15 protein-coding genes are annotated in these 19,135 nt (G+C 62.9%); 9 read left to right on the top strand and 6 right to left on the bottom strand.

Annotated elements, in window-relative coordinates:
- A partial coding sequence (locus NO347_RS16045) for a hypothetical protein (protein ID WP_256290682.1) occupies window positions 1-206 on the top strand: 206 nt, incomplete at its 5' end.
- A 151-nt stretch (window positions 207-357) separates the two neighbouring features.
- On the opposite strand, the gene NO347_RS16040 is transcribed toward NO347_RS16045, so the two are convergent.
- From NO347_RS16040 to NO347_RS16025, 4 genes are all read right to left on the bottom strand, one after another.
- Entirely contained in the window at window positions 358-2,028 is a 1,671-nt protein-coding gene (locus NO347_RS16040) for an aldehyde ferredoxin oxidoreductase family protein (protein ID WP_256290680.1), read from the bottom strand.
- A gap of 96 nt (window positions 2,029-2,124) precedes the next feature.
- Window positions 2,125-3,522, bottom strand: a complete 1,398-nt coding sequence (locus NO347_RS16035) for an SLC13 family permease (protein ID WP_256290679.1) — start codon at window positions 3,520-3,522, stop codon at window positions 2,125-2,127.
- Between the two features lie 861 nt (window positions 3,523-4,383).
- Window positions 4,384-5,001, bottom strand: coding sequence for a rod-determining factor RdfA (rdfA, locus tag NO347_RS16030; protein WP_256290678.1), 618 nt, complete (start codon window positions 4,999-5,001; stop codon window positions 4,384-4,386).
- A gap of 58 nt (window positions 5,002-5,059) precedes the next feature.
- On the bottom strand, window positions 5,060-7,006 hold the full coding sequence (locus NO347_RS16025; RefSeq protein ID WP_256290677.1) for an archaea-specific SMC-related protein: 1,947 nt from the start codon (window positions 7,004-7,006) through the stop codon (window positions 5,060-5,062).
- A 708-nt stretch (window positions 7,007-7,714) separates the two neighbouring features.
- Here NO347_RS16025 and NO347_RS16020 point away from each other — a divergent pair.
- The 6 genes from NO347_RS16020 to NO347_RS15995 all read left to right on the top strand — a co-directional run bounded on the left by NO347_RS16020 (window position 7,715) and on the right by NO347_RS15995 (window position 15,165).
- Window positions 7,715-8,476: an IclR family transcriptional regulator gene (locus NO347_RS16020; protein WP_256290676.1), complete on the top strand. Its 762-nt coding sequence runs from the start codon at window positions 7,715-7,717 to the stop codon at window positions 8,474-8,476.
- A 224-nt stretch (window positions 8,477-8,700) separates the two neighbouring features.
- The gene (locus NO347_RS16015) at window positions 8,701-10,647 is read left to right on the top strand and encodes a 3-hydroxyacyl-CoA dehydrogenase/enoyl-CoA hydratase family protein (RefSeq protein WP_256290675.1); all 1,947 of its coding nucleotides are present in this window, start codon (window positions 8,701-8,703) and stop codon (window positions 10,645-10,647) included.
- A 1-nt stretch (window position 10,648) separates the two neighbouring features.
- A complete protein-coding gene (locus NO347_RS16010; RefSeq protein WP_121570220.1) occupies window positions 10,649-11,842 on the top strand; it encodes a thiolase C-terminal domain-containing protein in 1,194 nt (397 codons plus the stop codon).
- The gene (locus NO347_RS16005) at window positions 11,839-12,339 is read left to right on the top strand and encodes a Zn-ribbon domain-containing OB-fold protein (RefSeq protein WP_256290674.1); all 501 of its coding nucleotides are present in this window, start codon (window positions 11,839-11,841) and stop codon (window positions 12,337-12,339) included. The genes NO347_RS16010 and NO347_RS16005 overlap by 4 nt, the downstream gene beginning before the upstream one ends.
- Window positions 12,336-13,961, top strand: coding sequence for a long-chain fatty acid--CoA ligase (locus NO347_RS16000; RefSeq protein WP_256290673.1), 1,626 nt, complete (start codon window positions 12,336-12,338; stop codon window positions 13,959-13,961). The genes NO347_RS16005 and NO347_RS16000 overlap by 4 nt, the downstream gene beginning before the upstream one ends.
- 52 nt (window positions 13,962-14,013) lie before the next feature.
- Window positions 14,014-15,165: an acyl-CoA dehydrogenase family protein gene (locus NO347_RS15995; RefSeq protein WP_256290672.1), complete on the top strand. Its 1,152-nt coding sequence runs from the start codon at window positions 14,014-14,016 to the stop codon at window positions 15,163-15,165.
- Between the two features lie 162 nt (window positions 15,166-15,327).
- Here the strand turns inward: NO347_RS15995 and NO347_RS15990 are convergent, their stop codons facing one another.
- Window positions 15,328-16,575, bottom strand: a complete 1,248-nt coding sequence (locus NO347_RS15990; RefSeq protein WP_256290671.1) for an FAD-dependent monooxygenase — start codon at window positions 16,573-16,575, stop codon at window positions 15,328-15,330.
- A gap of 147 nt (window positions 16,576-16,722) precedes the next feature.
- Window positions 16,723-17,046, bottom strand: coding sequence for a hypothetical protein (locus NO347_RS15985; protein WP_256290669.1), 324 nt, complete (start codon window positions 17,044-17,046; stop codon window positions 16,723-16,725).
- A 141-nt stretch (window positions 17,047-17,187) separates the two neighbouring features.
- Between NO347_RS15985 and NO347_RS15980 the strand changes: the two genes are divergently transcribed.
- Window positions 17,188-17,631 carry a MaoC family dehydratase gene (locus tag NO347_RS15980; protein WP_256290668.1) on the top strand — a complete coding sequence of 148 codons (444 nt, stop codon included), beginning with the start codon at window positions 17,188-17,190 and terminating at the stop codon, window positions 17,629-17,631.
- 142 nt (window positions 17,632-17,773) lie between these two features.
- Window positions 17,774-19,129 (top strand): methyl-accepting chemotaxis protein, encoded by a 1,356-nt coding sequence (locus tag NO347_RS15975; protein ID WP_256290667.1) that lies wholly within the window; start codon window positions 17,774-17,776, stop codon window positions 19,127-19,129.
- The last annotated feature ends 6 nt before the right edge of the window (window positions 19,130-19,135 follow it).

Genomic DNA, 19,135 nt, shown 5'->3' with positions numbered 1-19,135 from the left:
TCATCTTCGATCCCGACTGGGAGACGATCACCTGGACGCCCGAAGACGGCTCGGACACGTTCGTCTGGTGGGGCGGCAAAGCCGGCTCACACGCCCGCCGCCAGTACGACTTCGTCCCCACCGACGAAGACGACTGGAGTGATCAGGAAAGCCACCACCTCCGCGAGCGCTACCAGTCGATGGAGCCCGAAGCAGCCGACGACTGAACGAGGACTCCCGAATCCAGCGTCTGTCCATTTTCGTCGTCACAGAGCGATGTCCCTGCGAGCATCCGGGACGTGTCTATTTGGTAGAGACGCCTTCAGACAGCGCCGTTGATGCTCATAAAACAAGAGAAGAAAGACGCGGGAGACGAGCTCAGTCCGCTTGCGCGTACTCGGAGACGAGGTCGCCGGGGACGACGCCGTCGTCCGTCCAGCCGCGGTGGTCGTAGTACTCCTGGATCGAGGACTCCAGATCGGGCAGGTCGTAGGGGAGCGTGTCGTCGTCGGCGTCGCGGCCGCGCTGATTGCTGAAGTGCCGTTCGAGGTTCACGACCCGATCGCCGACCGCGAGCAGGTCCTCGTAGTCCACGTCGAAGAGCGCCTCGAAGATCTCCTCTTCGATGACGCGACCGAGACCGAACTGACAGAGGACGGCGCTGTCGCGGACGGCGTTGCGGTTCTCGTTGTCGATGATGAACTCCGCTTTGCCGGCGGTACCCTCCGCGGGGATGACGTCGTTGTACTCGGCGATCATCGTCGTCGAGTACATATGGTCGGCGCCGCGGTTCGCGACGGCGTAGGAGAGCCCCTGGCCGTGGACGACGCGGCCGTCGTGGGCGGCGAAGTCCATTCCCTTCACGGTCCAGTTGTCGACGCCGAGGTCCTCGTAGATGCGGTCGATGCCCTCTGCGAGTTTGTCGCCGACGCCCTCGCGGTAGGCGATCTTCTCGACGAGTTCGTGAATCAGTTCGACGTTGCCGAACTCGTCCTCGCTGGCGAGGTACGCGGCGATGGTGTTGCCGCAGGAGATGGTGTCCATCCCGAGGTCGTCGCACATATCGTTGGACTTCATCACGTCGACGATATCGTCGACGCCGGAGTTGCTGCCGAAGGCCATAATCGTCTCGAACTCCGGCCCTTCGGTCTCCAGCCCACTCGCCTCGTCGCGGGTCGGAAGCTTACACGCGAACGCGCACACCGAACAGGCTGCCTTCTTGTACTTCTTCTCCTCGACGCGGTCGCCGTTGATCTTCTCGGCGTTCTCGAAGGAGAGCTCCGAGAAGTATCGCGTCGGCAGCGAGAAGTTGTCGTTGAGAATCTGGACGAGATGAGTCGTCCCCTGTCGGCGGAAGATGTCGTCGCTGGTCGCGGCCTGGCGGTGAACGTCCATCTGGACGTCCTCGTTGGGCATCTCGATCTCGGGCGCGGAGTCGCCCTCGAACGTGAGACACTTGACGTTCTTCGAGCCCAAGATTGCGCCGAGTCCGCCGCGACCGAAGGCGCGCTCGTCGTAGGTCATCGCCGAGGCGAACCGGACCTCGTTTTCGCCCGCCGGACCGATCGTCACGAGGTTCTCGCTCTCGAGGCCGTAGCGCTCGTTCATCGCCTCCGTGACCTCGGGAACGGTCGCCCCTTCCAGTTCGGGGACGGCCTCGAACTCGACGCCGTCGTCGCGGACGTGCACGGCGAGGAGTTCGTCGCTCGCGCCTGCGACCTCCACGACCGAGTGGCCGGTGCCGACGAAGTTTCGCGAGAGGTAGCCGCCGGCGTTCGAAGAGAGGATCCCGTCAGTGAGCGGCGAGAGGCCGGTCATATTCATCCGCCCCGTGAAGCTCATCGAGGACTGCTGAAGCGGCCCGGAGGCGAGGTAGACCCGGTTCTCCGGGGCGAGGGGATCCGCGTCGTAGGGGATCCGGTCGTGCGCCAACTTGGTCGAGACGCCGCGACCGCCGATGAACTCCGAGAGTTCCTCGTCGATGTTCGTCGTCTCCGCTGTGCGGTCGCCGACGTCGACCGTCAGCAGCGATCCGTGTGCGTGTAGCATCGTACGCAAATACGCAAGCGAATACAAAAACCCGTCGCCCACGGATCGCGAGCAGTGTTCACGCGCACGCTGCCGTCACGTGCTTGCGTCCGTCACTCACCCGGCCATCGCCAGGATTCCGAGTTGGATCGGCACCAAGATGAGAATCGTCGCGAGCGTGACCGCGGAGACGACGCGGATCAGTTCTCGCGCCTCGACGATTTCGTACGCTAAGATGACGACGAGGACGGCCGACTGATAGGGGAAGAACGGCATCTGGAGCGCAACCGCTTCCGTCAACGTGATCGGTACGACTGGGAGGCCCGCATCGGCGGCGAACGCGACGACGACGGGCGTCACGACGCTCGCAGCGGCCAAGCCGCTGATGACGAACATCAGCCCCACCGTAAACAAAAAGACGATCGCGAGCACCGCAAAAAGCGGTGCCTCAGTCGGGACGATGGTCAGGAGGCGTTCGGCGAGTGCGGACGCGACGTTCGTCCGAGTCAGCCCCTCGCCGATCGCCAGCACGGCGGCGATGAAGAACAGAATCGAGAAGTCGATATCGCCGACGGTGTCCTCGAAATCCGCGATGCCGATTCCCGGGAGAAACGCGAGCACCGCTACGAACATCGCGCCGTACACCGGGTGCAGTCCGTGGAACACGTCAGTCACCCAGAGGGCGACGCCCGCCAGGAGGAACGTGAGCATCCGGCGTTCGGAACCCGTCATCGACCGCAACGTCGACGTCTGTTCCTCGATCGTCCAGTCGGCCTGCGGCCGATAGAGCGCGTAGACGACGCCGAGGATCACGAGCAGTCGACCGACGCCCATCACGGGAAAGAGCAGGACGAACCACTCGGTCCAAGCGATCGACGCCCCCGTGATCGACTCGAAGATCCCGAGCACGACGATGTTCGGCGAGCCACCGGTGAGCACCGCGACGGTCCCGAGATACGTGATCAGAATCGGACCGAAGAACAGCCCGAGCTTCGCGTCCCGGGCGTCGAACCGGTCGCCGACTTCGAGTGCGACCGGCGCGAGGACGAGCACGCGGACGATCCCGACCGGGATCACGAGGACGAGAGCGAGTCCGGCGAGCGACAGGCCGGCCAGTAAGCGACGGTACGTCCGGACCGGATGCGCAGCGGGGTCATCGACCGTGACGCGGTGGACGATCCAGCGGCCCGTCCACTCGGCGAGTCCGCTCCGCCGGGTCGCCTCGCCCATCACGAGACCGAACGCGATGAGCCACGTCGCAGGCGAGCGGAACCCCGAGAGAGCGAGGTCGAGCGAGAACGCGAGGCCGACGAGTCCGAGACAGAGTACGCCGGTGTAGGCGGGCGAAATGAGGTTTCCGATCCACAGCGCGATGCAGAACGCGGTAATGGCGAGCATCGTCGCCCCTGCGGGATCGAACGGCGCTCCGAGCCGCACACCCGCCGCTGCAACGAGCCCGATCGGGACCGACAGGGCCGCGCGGTCACGAACGATAGCGGTAGCGACGTTCGTCATCGCCGCGCTGTGCCCCCCGCCGCTGGCTCCCGTTTCAACACGGATGAGTTATCGACGATCGGTTGTATATATGTTCGGACTTCGACGTGGTCGACGGTTCCGGATTCGATGCACGTGACGGGGGGCGAATTATTCAACAACTCTCATTATGCACATATTCGTCTTTCGACTGTGTCCCCTGTACACGACCAACCCAGAGAGGGCCGTAGGTCACACCAGATTTCATACGGTCCCCAGGAACGACGCCGACCGAACTGACGACCGTACAGCCGTCGTCGATGTCAGACTCGACGTCGAGTAGTGCCGGAGGACGGCGCCGGGAGAGCGAGTCTCTGTTCGATCACTGTCTGATTGAAGCAGTTACGACGAAAGTGGAGGATTTTCAATGTCAAAACAATTGGCCCAGAGATGGATTTTGGATATTAATTAGATAAATCAGGATTTGGGCGCATTTTCTCAAAATGTTAGGGCGCAAGTAGTGGTAGAAGTTAGTAAATAATTCGCTCATACGCTAACATATTTAATATTCTACTGGAAAATCGATGACGTACCGTCACTGAAAGCGCTCGTAACTGCGCCTCGAATAACAGATGTACTGTTGTTTGCATACTCCGATTGGCGTTCAGTCAGCGTCGTGTTCCGAGATTTGTTTTCATATACAGAACTTCCGTATCATTCGCACGTCGTCACGAACGTAATTGCACGACAGCGTGATCGGCTGCGTAATCACTTTCGAACGCGACGATAGCCGTCCAGGGGGACGCGGAGTCCGACATACGTTCTGCGTTGGGTCGCCGCCGAACTCGAATTTTAGCGCAACCAACAGGAACTCTCTGAGTGCAGAGTGAACGACAGTCAGCGTCAGTCGCGCTGACACTCACAGCCGCGCTGTTCGAGGAACTCCGAGATAGAGTACTGTTCGCCGCAGTTCTGACAGAGCACCTGCACGTCCAAGAGCACCTCGAACTCGTCGACGTCGATCCGGCCGGTCTCGCGAAGCTTCTCGATGCGTTCTTCGGTAACGGAGAGCGTCCGCGTCATCAGTCGCTGGATGCTCTGGAGGTCCTTCTCCACTTTCTCCTCGTCGGAGAGTCGCCGGTACTCGGCGTCGCGGTACTCGGTGAGGTACGATCTGATCGCCTGGTAACTGACGAAGTCGGATTCGAGCGCGTCGACGTCGACGCCGTTCTGTTCGAGGCGATTGCGCGTGTCTGTTCTGACACCTGTACTGACGTCATCGTCGGTCAGATTCTCGTACGTCGAGGAGACATCGCTCTCGAGCGCGCTCATTCCGGCGTCGATGAGGGCTTGCTCCAGGAGTCGTTCGTTGAAGTAGTCCGCGAGGTCGCGCAGGCTCGTCCGCTCGACGCCGTCGCCCGTCCAGCGGGCTTCGAGCTCGTCTCCGAGGCCGTCGAGGCCGTATTCGGAGATCAGCCGCGCCACCTTGCTCGATGGTCGATTGTCGGTCGTGTTTGACATTGGGGTTCTTTCGCCGAAGGGTCTGAAAAATGTACTGGGCTGTCGGTCCCGACCGGGCTCAGATCGAAGTCACGCGCGTGAACCGGTCGTCGAGAGCCTGGGCGTCTTCCGGCAGCAGCGCGACGACGAGGAAGTCCGCGTAGTCCGCGAAGTACTCGACGAGCGCGGCGATCCGGTCGGAGTCGATCGCTTCCAGCGAGTCGAGCACCATGAACGGCACCGACTCGTGGAGGTCGTGGACGAGATAGCCCGCGAGCGCGAAGATCAGTCCCGTTACCTCTCGTTCGCTCTCCGAGAGGTGGTCGATCGTGTCCTCGTAGGCCGCGCCGTTCTCGGTCGTCCGCACGATGTGCAGCTCGAAGCGCGTCTGCCCGTTCGTCGAGCCCGCGTCCTCGATCCGCTCGATCCAGATACGCTCGATGTTCTCATATCCCAACAGGTCGAGGATCGACTCCATATGCTCGTTGAACGAGTCGACCGCTTCGGCCTCGATCTGGTCGATCTTCGTCCGCTGGTCGGTGAGTTCGTCGACGAGTTCCGTGCGCTGTTCCCGGAGGTCGTCCGCGCGCTCGACGTCGGCTTCGATCTCTTCGATCTCGCTCGTCACGTCGTCGAGGTCGGATTCGAGGCTGTCGATCTCGAACTCCAGCTGATTCGCCTCTTTGTGCAGCGTGAGGATCTCGTCGAAGTCCGCCGATTCGAGGCTCTCCACTTCGGACTCCAGAGACTCGACCTCGTCGGTCAGGCCTTCGCGGTTCGCTTTCAGCGCGTCGATCTGCTCGTCACGCCGGTCGAGTTCCGCCTCGATATCGTCGAGTTTGCGTTCGATTTCGGTTCGACGACGCTGCTTCTTGGTCGCCTCTCGCTGCTCCTGTTTCAGCTCTTCGAGCTGGCTTTTGACGTCGTTGAGCGCGTCGACCTTCTCGGTGCGGAGCGATTTCAGCCGGTCGATCGTCGATTCGATCTGCTCGCGCTCGACCGAGGAGCCACAGGTCCAGCAGACGACCGTCTCGGAGTCGGAGTCGACCAACTGGTCGGTGAGCGAGCCGCCGCTCTCCTCGGCGGCCGCGCCCCCATCCTGCAGCAGTTCGTAGTCCTCGGCTTCGAGGCGCTCTTCGTTGTACTGGATCAGACTGCGGAGTTCGTTGATCTCCGTGTTCAGATCCTGCCGTTCCGTACGGAGCCGATCGATCTCGGATTCGAGGTCCCGGTGGTCGCCCATCGGCGTCTCCGGCAGATCGTCGAGATCCGACTCGAGGTCGCTGCGTTCGCGCTTCAGCGACGAGATGCTCTCCTCTTGGCGCTCGATCTTGCGGCGGATGGTTTCGAGTTCCGAGCGGGTCTGCCGCAGCTCTTGGAGTTTCTCTTCGAGCTCGGCCTGCTCTTTCCGTCCCTGCTCGACGTCCCGGCTGCTGTCGTCGATCTCGTCTTCGAGCTCGGCGAGTTCCTCGCGCTTGTCCTCGATCTTCTCACGGAGGGTGTTGCGCCGCTGTTCGAGTTGCGGGAGGTCGCGCTTTCGCGACTCGATGTTAGCCAACTCGTCGTTGATGTCGCCCTTCTCGGTTTCGAGTCGGCGGATCTCCGCGCGGATCGCGTCGACGTCGACAGGTCGCATAATGACGTCACGAAGCTGGTCGCCACGGGCGGCCGCCTGCCGGGCGTCGTTGGTTTCGAGCAGGAATGCGAACAGATCGGCAACTTCGGGATCGTCGAGGTAGCCGTCGCCCTCGAAGGTGACGTCGTCACCCACTCGCTTGAGCGTTCGCTCGTAAGTGTCGCCGTCGAGCGTCATCTCGACGCGACCCTCGTCTGCGTCGCCTTTCAGAGAGGCCCGCTGGCTCCCCATCGCACACATAATCGATCGGAGGAAGGAGGTCCGGTTCGTCGCGTTCTTACCGGTGAGAACCGTCACGCCGGGCGGAATATCGATCTCAGTCTGGTCGATCCCACCGATGTTCTCGACCGAGAAGTGAGCGGAGTCAGTCAGTTGCTCGGATGTAGCCATACCTGTCTTATTTTCTCTTGCGTATATATACTTTGTGTACTATTATCTGGCCCCGGACAGATGCCCTCGTCGGTCTCGTGTCCAATATCGCCGAACAGCGTTGGACGGCCGGTGCCACACCCAGACCCAAACCGCCGGAATGCGCCGATCAGAGACGCCGGACAAGAGTGGGACACGTCCTTCGCTCCAGACGTTCCGTCACGGAGAGAATAACAATTGTACTTCCGTTAGGACCCCGCGACAGTGGTGGGGTTAATTTGCTGACCGACCCGTGGGACGAAACACGATTCCGAGTAATAATTCTCCGCACGTCCTGGCCACGAAAGGTCCACAGCCTTCGCCTCGGTGAACGGCTGACAGTTCGCCGAATCACGTCTGCGTTCGGCACGTGGGAGGGCCGCGTTCGTTGCCGGACAACCGCAAGCGCCCCATCACCTCTGGCCAGAACGTGTGTCTGAAATGTCCAGCGTAGCGTCTGAGGATGTCGGACGGAATCCTAACTCTACTTTCTCACACTCAGCGCGTCTGCTTCTTTACTATTAGCCGATCCGATTGTCGGGCCACACTGTCTGTTAGTCCTGTCTTAGTACGGAAAAGGAACCTCTATACACCAATTTCGTCGCGAGAGTGGCTCCTCTGATTCGACCGACGTACTGTCCGAAATAACCGGTGTCTTTAGGTCCGTCGAGTCTGATGCACAGCGTAAGAATGAGCGACGACACACCACCGCTGAAGACGGTCCAACGAGCGTTCGAGATAATGGAAGTACTCAAAGAGGAGAAACAGGTCGGGGTCGCCGACCTGGCACGACGACTCGATCTCCCGAAGAGCACCGTCCACGACTACCTGCGGACGCTGCGAACGATGGGCTACGTGGTCAACGACGACGGTACCTACCGGCTCGGATTCCAACTGCTCGAACTGGGTGGCCAGGTGAAGTACCGGAATCGGCTATTTCACGTCGCTAAACCCGAACTCGAACGTCTGGTGGAAAAGACCGGAGAACAGGCCAGCGTCAACGTCGAAGAGCGGGGCGAATTCGTTATTCTCCACACGGAATTCGGATCGGACTCCCTCCAACTGGGGATCTATCCCGGTTTCCGGACCCCGATTCACACACACGCGGGTGGCAAAGCCATTCTGGCCCATCTCGGCGAGGAGTCCATCGAGCGCATCATCGAGACGCGCGGGCTACCAGCGCAGACCGCGAACTCGATCACCGATCCCGAGGAACTGACCGCCGAACTCGAAGCAGTCCGCGAGCGGGGATACAGTATCGACCGTGACGAGCAGGTCGTCGGGATGGGCGCGGTGGCGGCACCCGTCCGCGTCGAGGATCGCGTTCTCGGCTCGGTCGGGATCGTCTGTCCGAGCGATCGACTCCTCGACGACGAGCAGCGAGACGAGTTCGTCAGAGAGGTCCAAAAGTCTGCGAACATCGTCTCGGTCAACTACCAATACGCGCCCTGAAAGCGTCCGAGTATATCGTACGGAGACGGAACAGTACATCTCGTACAAATTTGGTGTCACTCGCGGACACGCGAAACTGGAGGGCACGTTCCACGACCCCTGTCACATACTACCGTACGAGATCCGCGTACCTTTATCCGCGTGCCGATTTCGGCGGCCACTGTTTCCACATTATACTGCAAACCTCCGATAAATTAATTATGGTAGCTCCGAACTATCACTCGATGGACGAAGCAATCGAGAATGTCGCGGTTCTCGGAGCCGGCAATATGGGCCACGGAATCACCGAAGTGGCCGCAATTGCGGGCTACGAGGTCGTGATGCGCGATATCGAAGAAGAACTCGTAGAGGACGGGTACGAGCAGATCGAGTGGAGTCTCGGCAAACTCGCAGAGAAAAACCAGATCGAAGAGGACGCAGACACCGTCCTCGATCGGATTTCGACGACGGTCGATCTGGAGGCCGCGGTCGCCGATGCCGACCTCGTGATCGAGGCCGCGCCCGAGGATCTCGACATCAAGCGCGACGTCTTCGCGGACGTGGACGCCGCCACTGGTGCGGAGACGATTATGGCGACGAACACGTCGAGTCTCCGGGTCAGCGACATCGCGATGGCCACTGACCGACCCGAGTACGTCTGCGGGATGCACTTTTTCAATCCCCCGGTCAAGATGGACCTCGTCGAAGTCGTCTCCGGCGAACAGACGCGAGCGGACGTCGTCGACGCGGGTATCGAGTTCGTCGAGTCGCTCGAGAAGACGCCGATCCGGGTCCGCAAGGACGTCCCCCAGTTCGTCGTCAACAACGTGCTGACGCCGCTGATGGGCGAAGCCGGGTTTATGCTCGACGAGGGCGACGTCGACATCCAAGACGTCGACGCCGCGATGGTCTTCCAGCGCGGGTACCCGATGGGACCGTTCGAGCTCAACGACTTCGGCGGCCTCGACATCTTCACCCACACCCGCGACCAGTGGGATATGCCCGTCCCGGATTCGATCCGGTCCCGGGTCGAAGACGACGACCTCGGCCGGAAGACCGGCAAGGGCTTTTACGACTACGAGGACGGCGAGGGCGTCGAGTACGAACCCACAGACGGCGAGGGCGTCGACACGCTCCGCATCGAGGCCCGGATGATCAACGAAGCGGCGAAGCTGATCGGTGACGACGTCGCCGACCCCGAGGACATCGACATCGGAATGCGTCTCGGCGGCGGCCTCCCCGAAGGGACCTGCCGGACCGCGGACAAACTCGGGCTCGATCGAGTGGTGGAAAAGCTCCGCGACCTCCACGAGCGGACCGGCGCGGAGCGCTACGAGCCGGCCGAGTATCTCGTCGAACTGGTCGAGAATGGCCACACCGGCGAGGACGCTGGGCGGGGCTTCTACGACTACAGCGACGGCGGCCCCTACCACTACGTGAGCCACGAACTGACCGACGAGGGCGTCCTCAACGTCGTCTTCGACCGCGAAGAACGACTCAACGCCTTCTCGACGGATATGTTCGACGAGGTCAAGCGCCTGCTCGACACCGTCGACGACGAAGAAGTCAGCTGTGTCGTCTTCGAGGGCGCGGGCGACCGCGCGTTCAGTGCCGGCGCGGACATCACCGGCTTCACGACGGCCGAGCCGACGGAACTGGCCACCGTCGACGAGACCGTCGAAGCGATCTACGACTATCCGCGACCGACGATCGCGAAGATCGACGGCTTCTGTCTCGGTGCGGGGCTAGAGATCACGCTCGCGTGCGACCTCCGCTATGCGACCGAAGGCTCCACGCTCGGCAGCCCCGAGATCGACCTCGGACTGATCCCGGGTGGTGGCGGCACCCAGCGGCTCGTCCGCCTCATCGGCGAACCACGGACGAAGGAGATGGTCTACCGCGGGATGCAGATCTCAGCCGAACGGGCCGAAGACTGGGGCATCCTCAACCGCGCTCTCGACGAGGACGAGTTCGAGGAGACGCTCGACGACGTCGTCTCCGACCTCGCGAACGGCCCGCAGACCGCGCTCGAAGTGGCAAAGCGCGTCATCACCGAGGGGCAGAACGCGAGCCTCAAGACTGGAATCGCGATGGAGAGTCAGGCCTTCGGCCTGCTCGCGACCACCGACGATATGCTCGAAGGGGTCGCGGCGTTCAACCAGGATCGAGAGCCGGACTTCGGGGGTGACTGAGATGACGCGTAACGTCGGCATCGTCGGCGGCGGCCACGCGAAGTGGGGCGTCCGCGAGGCGAGCTACAAGGACCTCATTCAGGAGGCCGGCAAGGCGACGTTCGATGACGTCCCAGATGTGGGACCGAAAGACATCGAAGGCCTGTTCGTCGGCTCCGTCCAGCCCGAACGGTTCGCCTTCCAGACGCACGTCGCGCCGATGGTGGCGGAACTCCTCGGCGTCGACGTCGACAGTATGATCGCGCGGACCGAACTCGCGTGCGCGAGCGGGCAGGCCGCGCTGCGCTACGCCTGGCTGGCGATCGCGTCCGGGCAACTCGACACCGCGCTCGTGCTCGGCGTCGAGAAGATGAACCTCCCGCGAGAGCATATGGCCGAGACGCAGGCCAGTATGACGAACGTGATGGACCGGGAGTTCGACGGCGTAAACGGGCTGAACGCGCCGCCGTACTTCGCGATGATCGCCCAGCGGCATATGCACGAGTACGACACCACGCGCGAACAGATGGCGCGCGTCAGCGCGAAGAACAAGAGCCACGCCGCCCACAACGAGTTCGCGCACTACCAAAAGGAGATATCCGTCGACGACGTCGTCGACTCCTTCGAGTTGTCGCCGCCGCTGTGTCTGTACGACTGCAGCGGCGTCACCGACGGCGCGGCCGGGCTGATCCTAATGAGCGAAGAGAAAGCCCGCGAGGTGACAGACGAGGCCGCCTGGATCACGGGCAGCGGTCAGGCGTGTATGGCGAGCAACTCCATCAACAATCTCCCGTCGATGTCGGCGTGGCCGCAGGCGACGACCGCCGCAGAGCAGGCCTACGAACAGGCCGGGATCGACGACCCGCTCGCCGAACTCGACGTCGCGGAGGTCCACGATTGCTTCACGATCAGCGAGATCATCGAGTACGAAGACCTCGGCTGGGTCGAGAAGGGCGAAGGCGGACAGTTCATCGAGGACGGGCGCAGCGAACTCGACGGCGACATCGGCGTCAATCCGCGCGGCGGGCTGCTCGGCTGCGGGCACCCGCTGGGCGCGACCGGCGTCTCACAGGCGCTCGAAATCTTCAATCAGTTCCGCGGAACCGTCGAGGACGAACGGCAGGTGCCGGACCCCGAGACCGGACTCATCCACAACCTCAGCGGCAGCGCCTCGGTGCACAGCGTGATGACTCTCGCGCGAGGGCGACCACAATGAGCGACGAAAACCACAACGACCACGGGACGGACAGAGACGTCGTCGAGATTCCGGAGACGATCGAGCTACCGCGACTGCTCGACTTCTACGAGCTGCAGGACGAGGCGAACACGGAGATCCACGAGTTCTACGACAATCTCCGCGACGGCCAGTTGACGACGACGCAGTGTCGGGACTGCGGCGACCTGCAGTTCCCGCCCCGGATCGTCTGTCCGGAGTGCCAGAGCGACGATCTCGAATACGTGGACCTGCCACACGAGGGGACGCTGTTCGCGTTCTCGACGCTCCGCGCGGGCGCGCCGATCGGGATGGAAGACGACGTACCGTTCGTCGTCGGCGTCGTCGACATCGGCGACGTGCGCCTGTCGGCTCGCATCGACGACGCGGAGTACGACGACCTCGAAATCGGCGACCCCGTGCAGTTGAAGATCGTCGACATCGACGGCCCGACCGACCAGGAACGAGTGTTCTACCGATTCGAGCCCGCAGAGCAATGAAGGACTACGAGCTCACGATCACGAAGTTCCTGCAACGCGCGGTCGATCTCTTCGACCACAAAGAGATCGTCTCGAAGCTCTCAGACGGCTCGCTCCACCGCTACACCTACGCGGACGCCTACGAGCGCATCTGCCAGCTCGCGCACGCACTCGACGACTACGGTCTCGACCTCGGTGATCGCGTGTCGGTGATGGCGGTCAACCACTACCGCCACTACGAACTGTACTTCGGACCCTCCTGCAGCGGCCGGAGCATCCACACGACGAACCACCGGCTGCCGGAACACCACCTCGTCGAGATCATCAACGAGGCCGAGGACAAGATGCTGTTCGTCGACCCCGCGTTCCTCGACACGGTCGAGGCCATCGCCGACGACCTCGAAACCGTCGAGCAGTACGTCGTCATCGACGACGAGGTGCCCGAGACCTCGCTGGAATCGGTCGTCGACTACGAGTCGTTCATCGCGGGCTACGACACCGAGTACGACTGGCCCGAACTCGACGAAGAGCGCGAGTTCGCGCTGTGTTACACTTCGGGAACGACGGGCCTCCCGAAGGGCGTCCAGTACCGCCACCGGCGGATGTTCCTGCACACGCTGGTCCACGGCCACGTCGACGTCTTCGGCGTCGGCGAGAACGACACGGTGATGCCGGTCGTGCCGATGTTCCACGTCAACGGCTGGGGCTTCCCGTACTCGGCGACGTTCTACGGGTCGAAGCTGGTCTTACCGGGGCAACACACCGGCCCCCAGGACGTCGCCGACCTCATCGACGCCGAGGACGTGACGGCCGCGGCCGCGGTCCCGACGATCTGGATCGAGATGGACAGTTACCTCGAATCCGTCCCAGGCGAACCGCTCGACAGCTTAGACCGCGTGCTGACAGGCGGGAGCGCCCCGCCGGCGTCGCTGATGCAGAAGTACGAGGAAGTGTACGAGGCGCCCATCTACCAGGGCTACGGGATGACAGAGGCCTCGCCGCACCTGGCGAACACTTTCGAGACGACGGAGATGCAGGACCTCCCAGAGGAGAAGCGCTACGAACTCAAGCGGAAGGCTGGGATCCCCGCGCCGGGTGCGCGTATACGCCTGCGGACCCAAGACGGCGATCCCGTTCCGCACGACGGGGAGACGCCAGGCGAGATCCACGCGCGGTCGCCGTGGCTCACCGACGGCTACTTCGAGCGCCCCGACGCGAACGCGAACTCGTTCACCGACGACGGGTGGTTCAAGACGGGCGACGTCGGCACGATCGACGAGTACGGCTACCTCGACATCGTCGACCGCATCGACGACGCGATCAAGAGCGGCGGCGAGTGGATCTCCTCGGTCGAGCTAGAGAACTCGCTCATCGACGCCGACGGCGTCGCCGAGGCGGCCGTCGTCAGCGTGCCGCACGAGAAGTGGCAGGAACGGCCGGTCGCGTTCGTCGTGACCGAAGATCCAGCCGTCGACGAGGAGTCACTACGGGAACACCTGCTCGACACGTTCCCGAAGTGGTGGCTCCCGGACGTCTTCCGGTTCGTCGACGAGATTCCCAAGACCACGACGCACAAGTTCGACAAGAAGGACCTCCGCGAGCAGTTCATCGAGACAGAGGGTGAACTCCCGCTCGACGAGTGACCGAAAGTCCACGAAAATAGATTACGAATACTAAACACCACAACACAAAGATATGAAATCCGATATACTCACAGATGCCGTCGTCCCCGAGGACGCACACGACGTGAAATCGCAGGCTCGTTCGTTTGCAAACGAACACATCCGTCCCGTCGCAGCCGAGTACTTCGAGTCGGGATCGTACCCGGTCGACGTCGTCGAGGCCGGACGCGACGCCGAACTCGTTGCGCAGGAAATCGACCCCGCCTACGGGGGGCTCGGGCGCTCGCTCGCGGAAGTCGTCGCGACCGCCGAGGAGTTCTTCCGGGCGGACGCCGGGATCGGACTCGCGTTGATGGGTCAGAGCTTCGGGACCAACATCATCGAAGCGTTCGGCAGCGAAGAGAAGAAAGAGACCTACCTCAGATCCATCGCCGAGTACGATCAGCGGACCGGGATGGCAATCTCCGAACCCGACACCGGCAGCGACCTCGCCGGGATGGAAACCACTGCCCACCGCGACGGCGACGAGTGGGTCATCAACGGCGAGAAGTACTGGATCGGGAACGGAATCTCGGGCGACTGGATCACCGTCTACGTCCGCACCGAGGACACCGACGACCGACACGGCAACCACTCGCTCTTGATCGTCCCAACCGACGCCGAGGGGTACGAGGCCGAGCACATCCCCGAGAAGATGGGGATGCGCGCATCCGAGCAGGCTCACATCACGTTCGACGACTGCCGCGTGCCCGCGGAGAACCTCATCGGCGAACGCGGTGATGGGTTCCGGATGGTCGCGGAGTTCTTCAACCACGGGCGCGTCCGCGTCGCCGCCCAAGGGATCGGACTCGCCGCGGCCGCCATCGAAGAGGCGTGGGACTACGTTCACGACCGCGAGGAGTTCGGTCGCACCGTCTCGGATTTCCAGTCGGTCCAGCACGATCTCGCGGAGATGCGGATGGAGTTCGAGAGCGCCCGGGCGCTGCTTTGGCGAGCCGTCGAACACGTGATGGCAGGCGAAGACGCCGAGCGGTGGGCCGCGATGGCGAAAGCCAAGGCCACTGAGGTCGCCGCCGAGTGCGCCGAAACGGGGATGAAGCTCCACGGTGGACAGGGCCTCCTCGACGAGAACCGAATCGCTCGCGTCTATCGCGACGCGAGGATGCCGATGATCTACGAGGGCGTCGGCGCGATTCAGCGCGATCTCATCTACCGGAACTACTGAGGGGAGCCGTCGGCTCACTCGTCTCTTTTGGACACATAGTAGACAGACGACAGATCGCGACCCGAGTTACCGTCTACACGAGACGGACCTGCGGAGCTGCGCTCCTCGCTGCCGGGTCAGAAACGAACGGCGGATCTCGACCGCCGATGTGACGCGGGCGATTCAGTAGTTTCCGCGGCCGGTCGAGGCGATCGGCGGCGGGGTGTGCGGACCGTACGGCGCGTCGTCGAGGTACTCGCCGGCCGGCTCGAAGTAATCTGCGAGCGACGCCGCGGCCTCCTTGCGGAGCACGGTGACGGGCGTGTCGCCCTGGAGGTAATCGAGCGCCTGACCGGCGGCCTCGATGTTGTACTCGGCCGCGCGCTCTCGGCGGGCGGCGTAGAGTTCGACCTCGTCGCGAGCGACGGCGTCGTTCGAGCGCGTCGCGACGGCGACGGCCGAGGCGGCCTCGTCGGCGTCGGCGACGCAGGAGTTCATCCCGCGGGCGCCGAACGGCGCGAGCAGGTGTGCGGCCTCACCGGCGAGCAGGACGCGGCGGTGCTCGTCGATGAACGTGTCGGCCTGGACCTGTAGGAACTTGTACGTCGAGGTCCACTGGATGTTGTCCTTGTACTCCTCGCCCATGATCTCGCCGACGAACTCCCGCATCTGCTCGTCGCTGGAGATCTCCTCGGGGTCGTCGTCGCCGAGACACTGGATGTCGAGCCGCCAGCCGCCGGTGAACGGCACGAGCATCACGTTGCGGCCGTCGGCGTTGGGGGAGTCGTAGTGGAACAGGCGCTCGAACGGGATCGGCTCCTCTTCGATCGTGTTGTCGTCGAGCGTCTCGACGTCGACGATGATGAAGGAGTTCTCGGACTGTTCACCCTGGAACTCCGCACCGATCTCTCTGCGGACCTGCGAGCCACCACCGTCGGCACCGATCAGGTACGGCGTCTCCCACTCCTGGCCGTCTGCGGTCTCGACGTGCACGCCGTCGGGCGTCGATTCGACGCTCTCGACGCCGGCGTCCCAGTGGATGTCGATGCCGACTTCGTCGAGAGCTTCGTGCATATATTCCTCGGTGACGACCTGCGGCAGGCTCGTGAAGTGCGGGATCTCGCCGTCGCCGCCGGGGTTATCGTAGGTGCGTCGGAAGACGGTCTTGCCGCGCCACATCGTGTGACGGGTCGGCCAGACGAGGCCTTCCTCGACGAGGTCGGTTCCAAGTCCGGGGTGGATCCGTTCGAGCGTCCGGAGCGTCGATCCGTGAACGTAGATCGCGCGGCTGCCGGCGCGGTCACGATCTTCGGAGTCCGCCTCGATGATCGCTGCGGGCACGCCGCGGGCGTGAAGCGCGAGGGCCGCAGTCATTCCGGTGGGTCCGGCACCGGCGATCAACACTGGCTGGTCGGCATCGTTTGAACTCATCGTGTCTATGCATCTGTTACCACACGTACCTCATAATCGTTGTGGTTGACTCGGGCGGAGACGGCCGAACACGGCCGTTTTTGTTGGATACAGCGAGCGCTGTCGGCGTGAAAATGGCGTCGCGATCCGCGCCGCCGGCCAGCGTGGTTAGTTCAGACCGAGCTTCTCGGCGACCCAGTGGTCGCGCACGGCGAACACCATCTCCTCCTCGTCGTCGAAGACGGTGGTCTCGGCGACGAACTCGTCCCACTCACCGTCGGGCACCAGTTCGAGGTCGTCCACCGACGTCGCGTCGGAGGGACTCGCTGCGACCATCTCCTCGAAGGTGTCGAAGTCGGTGTTTTCCTGCATAAAGTCCTCGTCGAACAGCTCTTCGATCGGGATCTCCTCGTCCTTCGAGACGATCTCTCGCGGGTCCGGTAGGTCCTCAGCCTCCTCAGCAGCCTCTTCGAGGTCGAACTGTTGCGCCATACCACACCGTTCGGACTACCCCACGTAAACCTTTGCGGTACGCTGCTGCACATCCGCCGCTGAACGTAGTTCGCGCTCGGCCCCGCCCCTACCCGTTCCGGGGGTCGAAGGGTTTTCGTCGTGGGCGAGCGTGCGAAGAATATGCGGTACTACGAGGACGTCGAGGTCGGTTCGATGGCGACGTTCGGCGCCTACGACGTGACGGCAGCAGAGATCAAGGAGTTCGCCGGAAAGTACGACCCTCAGCCGTTTCATACGGACGAGGAGGCCGCCGCAGACTCGGTCTTCGGGGAACTCGTCGCCTCGGGATGGCACACGATGGCGATGTGTATGCGACTGCTCACGGAGGATCCCGACCCGCTGGCGGCGCTGGCCGGCGTCGGTGCCGACAACATCCGCTGGCGCGAACCGGTTGTACCGGGCGACCGACTACAGCTCCATACCGAGATCATCGACAAACGTCCGTCCTCGGAACACGACGACCGAGGCTACGTCACTACCCACTTCGAGGGGCTGAACCAAGAGGACGACGTCGTCGTCAGCTACGAGGCCACTGCGCTCGTCAAGCGGCGGAGTTACGAGTAGCGTCTGCGCTGTCGAGCCACCGCAGAAACGAGTCCCCCGTTCGTGCACTACCCTCTAGCGGCGTTCCCCTGGGCCAGATACGAATATCAGCTGTGAAAACTGTGCGAATCAGTTAAATAGTGACACGGATACGCACCTCGCAATGACACAATCACCCCCGATCGAGACAGCCTCTCTCGCTCCGGACGTCCCGGACGACTACGACGAGGCCGAGCGGTATCGCGCAGAACGCGATTACTGGCGACACCTCTTCGACGAACTCGCCGCGGAGTTTCCCGAGCCGGTGCTCGTCGTCGACGACGACGGCCGACTGACTCACTGGAACGACGAGCACGCGGAGTTTATGGGTCTCTCCCCTGAGGAAGTGCTCGGGCGACCCGCAAACGAAATCATCGGCACTGAGAGCACGACAGAAACGCTCGCCGAGGAGGTCGCTCGCACCGGCGAAACCGTCCGCGAGTCAGAGATCAGGTCCGGGACTAACGAGGAGGGAGAGGAGTGGCACGTCCGCGCGACCGGCATCCCGCTGTCAGCTCCCGACGGCGACGTCGTCGGCGCGTTCGAGGTCGTGAGCCGCGTGACGGACATCGTCGAACAGCGCAAGTCGATGGAGCACGTCCAGAAACAAGTCAGTGAGGACCTCGAAGATACGGTCGGCGAACTCGAAGCGGCGTCCTCACAGGTCACGACGAACGTCGACGTGATCGCCGACGTCGCCGAACAGGAAGCGGCACACGTCAGAGAGGTCGACGACGACATCCAGACGTTCAGCGCCACGACCGAGGAAGTGGCCGCCAGCGTCGAGACGATCAGTTCACAGAGTTCCGAGACGGCCGATCTCGCGACCGAGTCCGAGGAGTCGACCGCGGAACTGCTACGGACCGTCGAAGATGTCGCCGACGCGAGTGACCGGATGGCCGACGACGCCGCGAACCTCGCCGAACGCGTCGAAGAGATCGACGACGTCGTCGCCGTGATCGACGACATTGCGGATCAGATCAACATCCTCGCGCTGAACGCGTCGATCGAAGCGGCCCGAGCCGGCGAAGCGGGCGACGGATTCGCCGTCGTCGCGGACGAAGTGAAGTCGCTTGCGGCCGAGTCGAAGACCGAAGCCGATCGGATCGAGGGGCTCGTCGAGTCGATCGCGACGATCGCGACCGACACGATCGACGGCATCGAACGGACCACAGAACGGGTCGACGAAATCGAACGCCAGATCGAGACGGTCAACGAGAACCAACGGGAGATCCAGTCGGCGATCGCGGACGTCTCAGAGCAGTTAGAGCAGATCGCGACCGCGACCGACGAGCAGGCGACGAGCGCTGAAGACATCTCTGCGATGCTCGGCACCACGGTCGAAGGCGTCGAACGGATCGCCGACGAAGTCGCAGAACTCGCGGCGGCGAACCAACAACAGACCGAACAGGTCACAGAGATCCGTCGGAGCGTCGAGGCGCTCGAACGGAACCTCGACTCGGCGATCGGCGACCAGTAGCGACGG

The organism is Halobellus inordinatus, assembly GCF_024464655.1.
GTDB classification, from domain to species: Archaea; Halobacteriota; Halobacteria; order Halobacteriales; family Haloferacaceae; genus Haloquadratum; species Haloquadratum inordinatus.
The sequence above is the reverse complement of the archived record's forward strand: the minus strand, read 5'-3'. Positions and strand labels throughout refer to the sequence as shown.

Coding starts and splice junctions, on each gene's coding strand:
- NO347_RS15985 (WP_256290669.1), bottom strand. CDS start 17,046: ATGGCGCAACAGTTCGACCTCGAAGAGGCTGCTGAGGAGGCTGAGGAC.
- rdfA (WP_256290678.1), bottom strand. CDS start 5,001: ATGTCAAACACGACCGACAATCGACCATCGAGCAAGGTGGCGCGGCTG.
- NO347_RS16000 (WP_256290673.1), top strand. CDS start 12,336: ATGAAGGACTACGAGCTCACGATCACGAAGTTCCTGCAACGCGCGGTC.
- NO347_RS16005 (WP_256290674.1), top strand. CDS start 11,839: ATGAGCGACGAAAACCACAACGACCACGGGACGGACAGAGACGTCGTC.
- NO347_RS16040 (WP_256290680.1), bottom strand. CDS start 2,028: ATGCTACACGCACACGGATCGCTGCTGACGGTCGACGTCGGCGACCGC.
- NO347_RS15995 (WP_256290672.1), top strand. CDS start 14,014: ATGAAATCCGATATACTCACAGATGCCGTCGTCCCCGAGGACGCACAC.
- NO347_RS15990 (WP_256290671.1), bottom strand. CDS start 16,575: ATGAGTTCAAACGATGCCGACCAGCCAGTGTTGATCGCCGGTGCCGGA.
- NO347_RS15980 (WP_256290668.1), top strand. CDS start 17,188: ATGCGGTACTACGAGGACGTCGAGGTCGGTTCGATGGCGACGTTCGGC.
- NO347_RS16020 (WP_256290676.1), top strand. CDS start 7,715: ATGAGCGACGACACACCACCGCTGAAGACGGTCCAACGAGCGTTCGAG.
- NO347_RS16015 (WP_256290675.1), top strand. CDS start 8,701: ATGGACGAAGCAATCGAGAATGTCGCGGTTCTCGGAGCCGGCAATATG.
- NO347_RS16010 (WP_121570220.1), top strand. CDS start 10,649: ATGACGCGTAACGTCGGCATCGTCGGCGGCGGCCACGCGAAGTGGGGC.
- NO347_RS16025 (WP_256290677.1), bottom strand. CDS start 7,006: ATGGCTACATCCGAGCAACTGACTGACTCCGCTCACTTCTCGGTCGAG.
- NO347_RS15975 (WP_256290667.1), top strand. CDS start 17,774: ATGACACAATCACCCCCGATCGAGACAGCCTCTCTCGCTCCGGACGTC.
- NO347_RS16035 (WP_256290679.1), bottom strand. CDS start 3,522: ATGACGAACGTCGCTACCGCTATCGTTCGTGACCGCGCGGCCCTGTCG.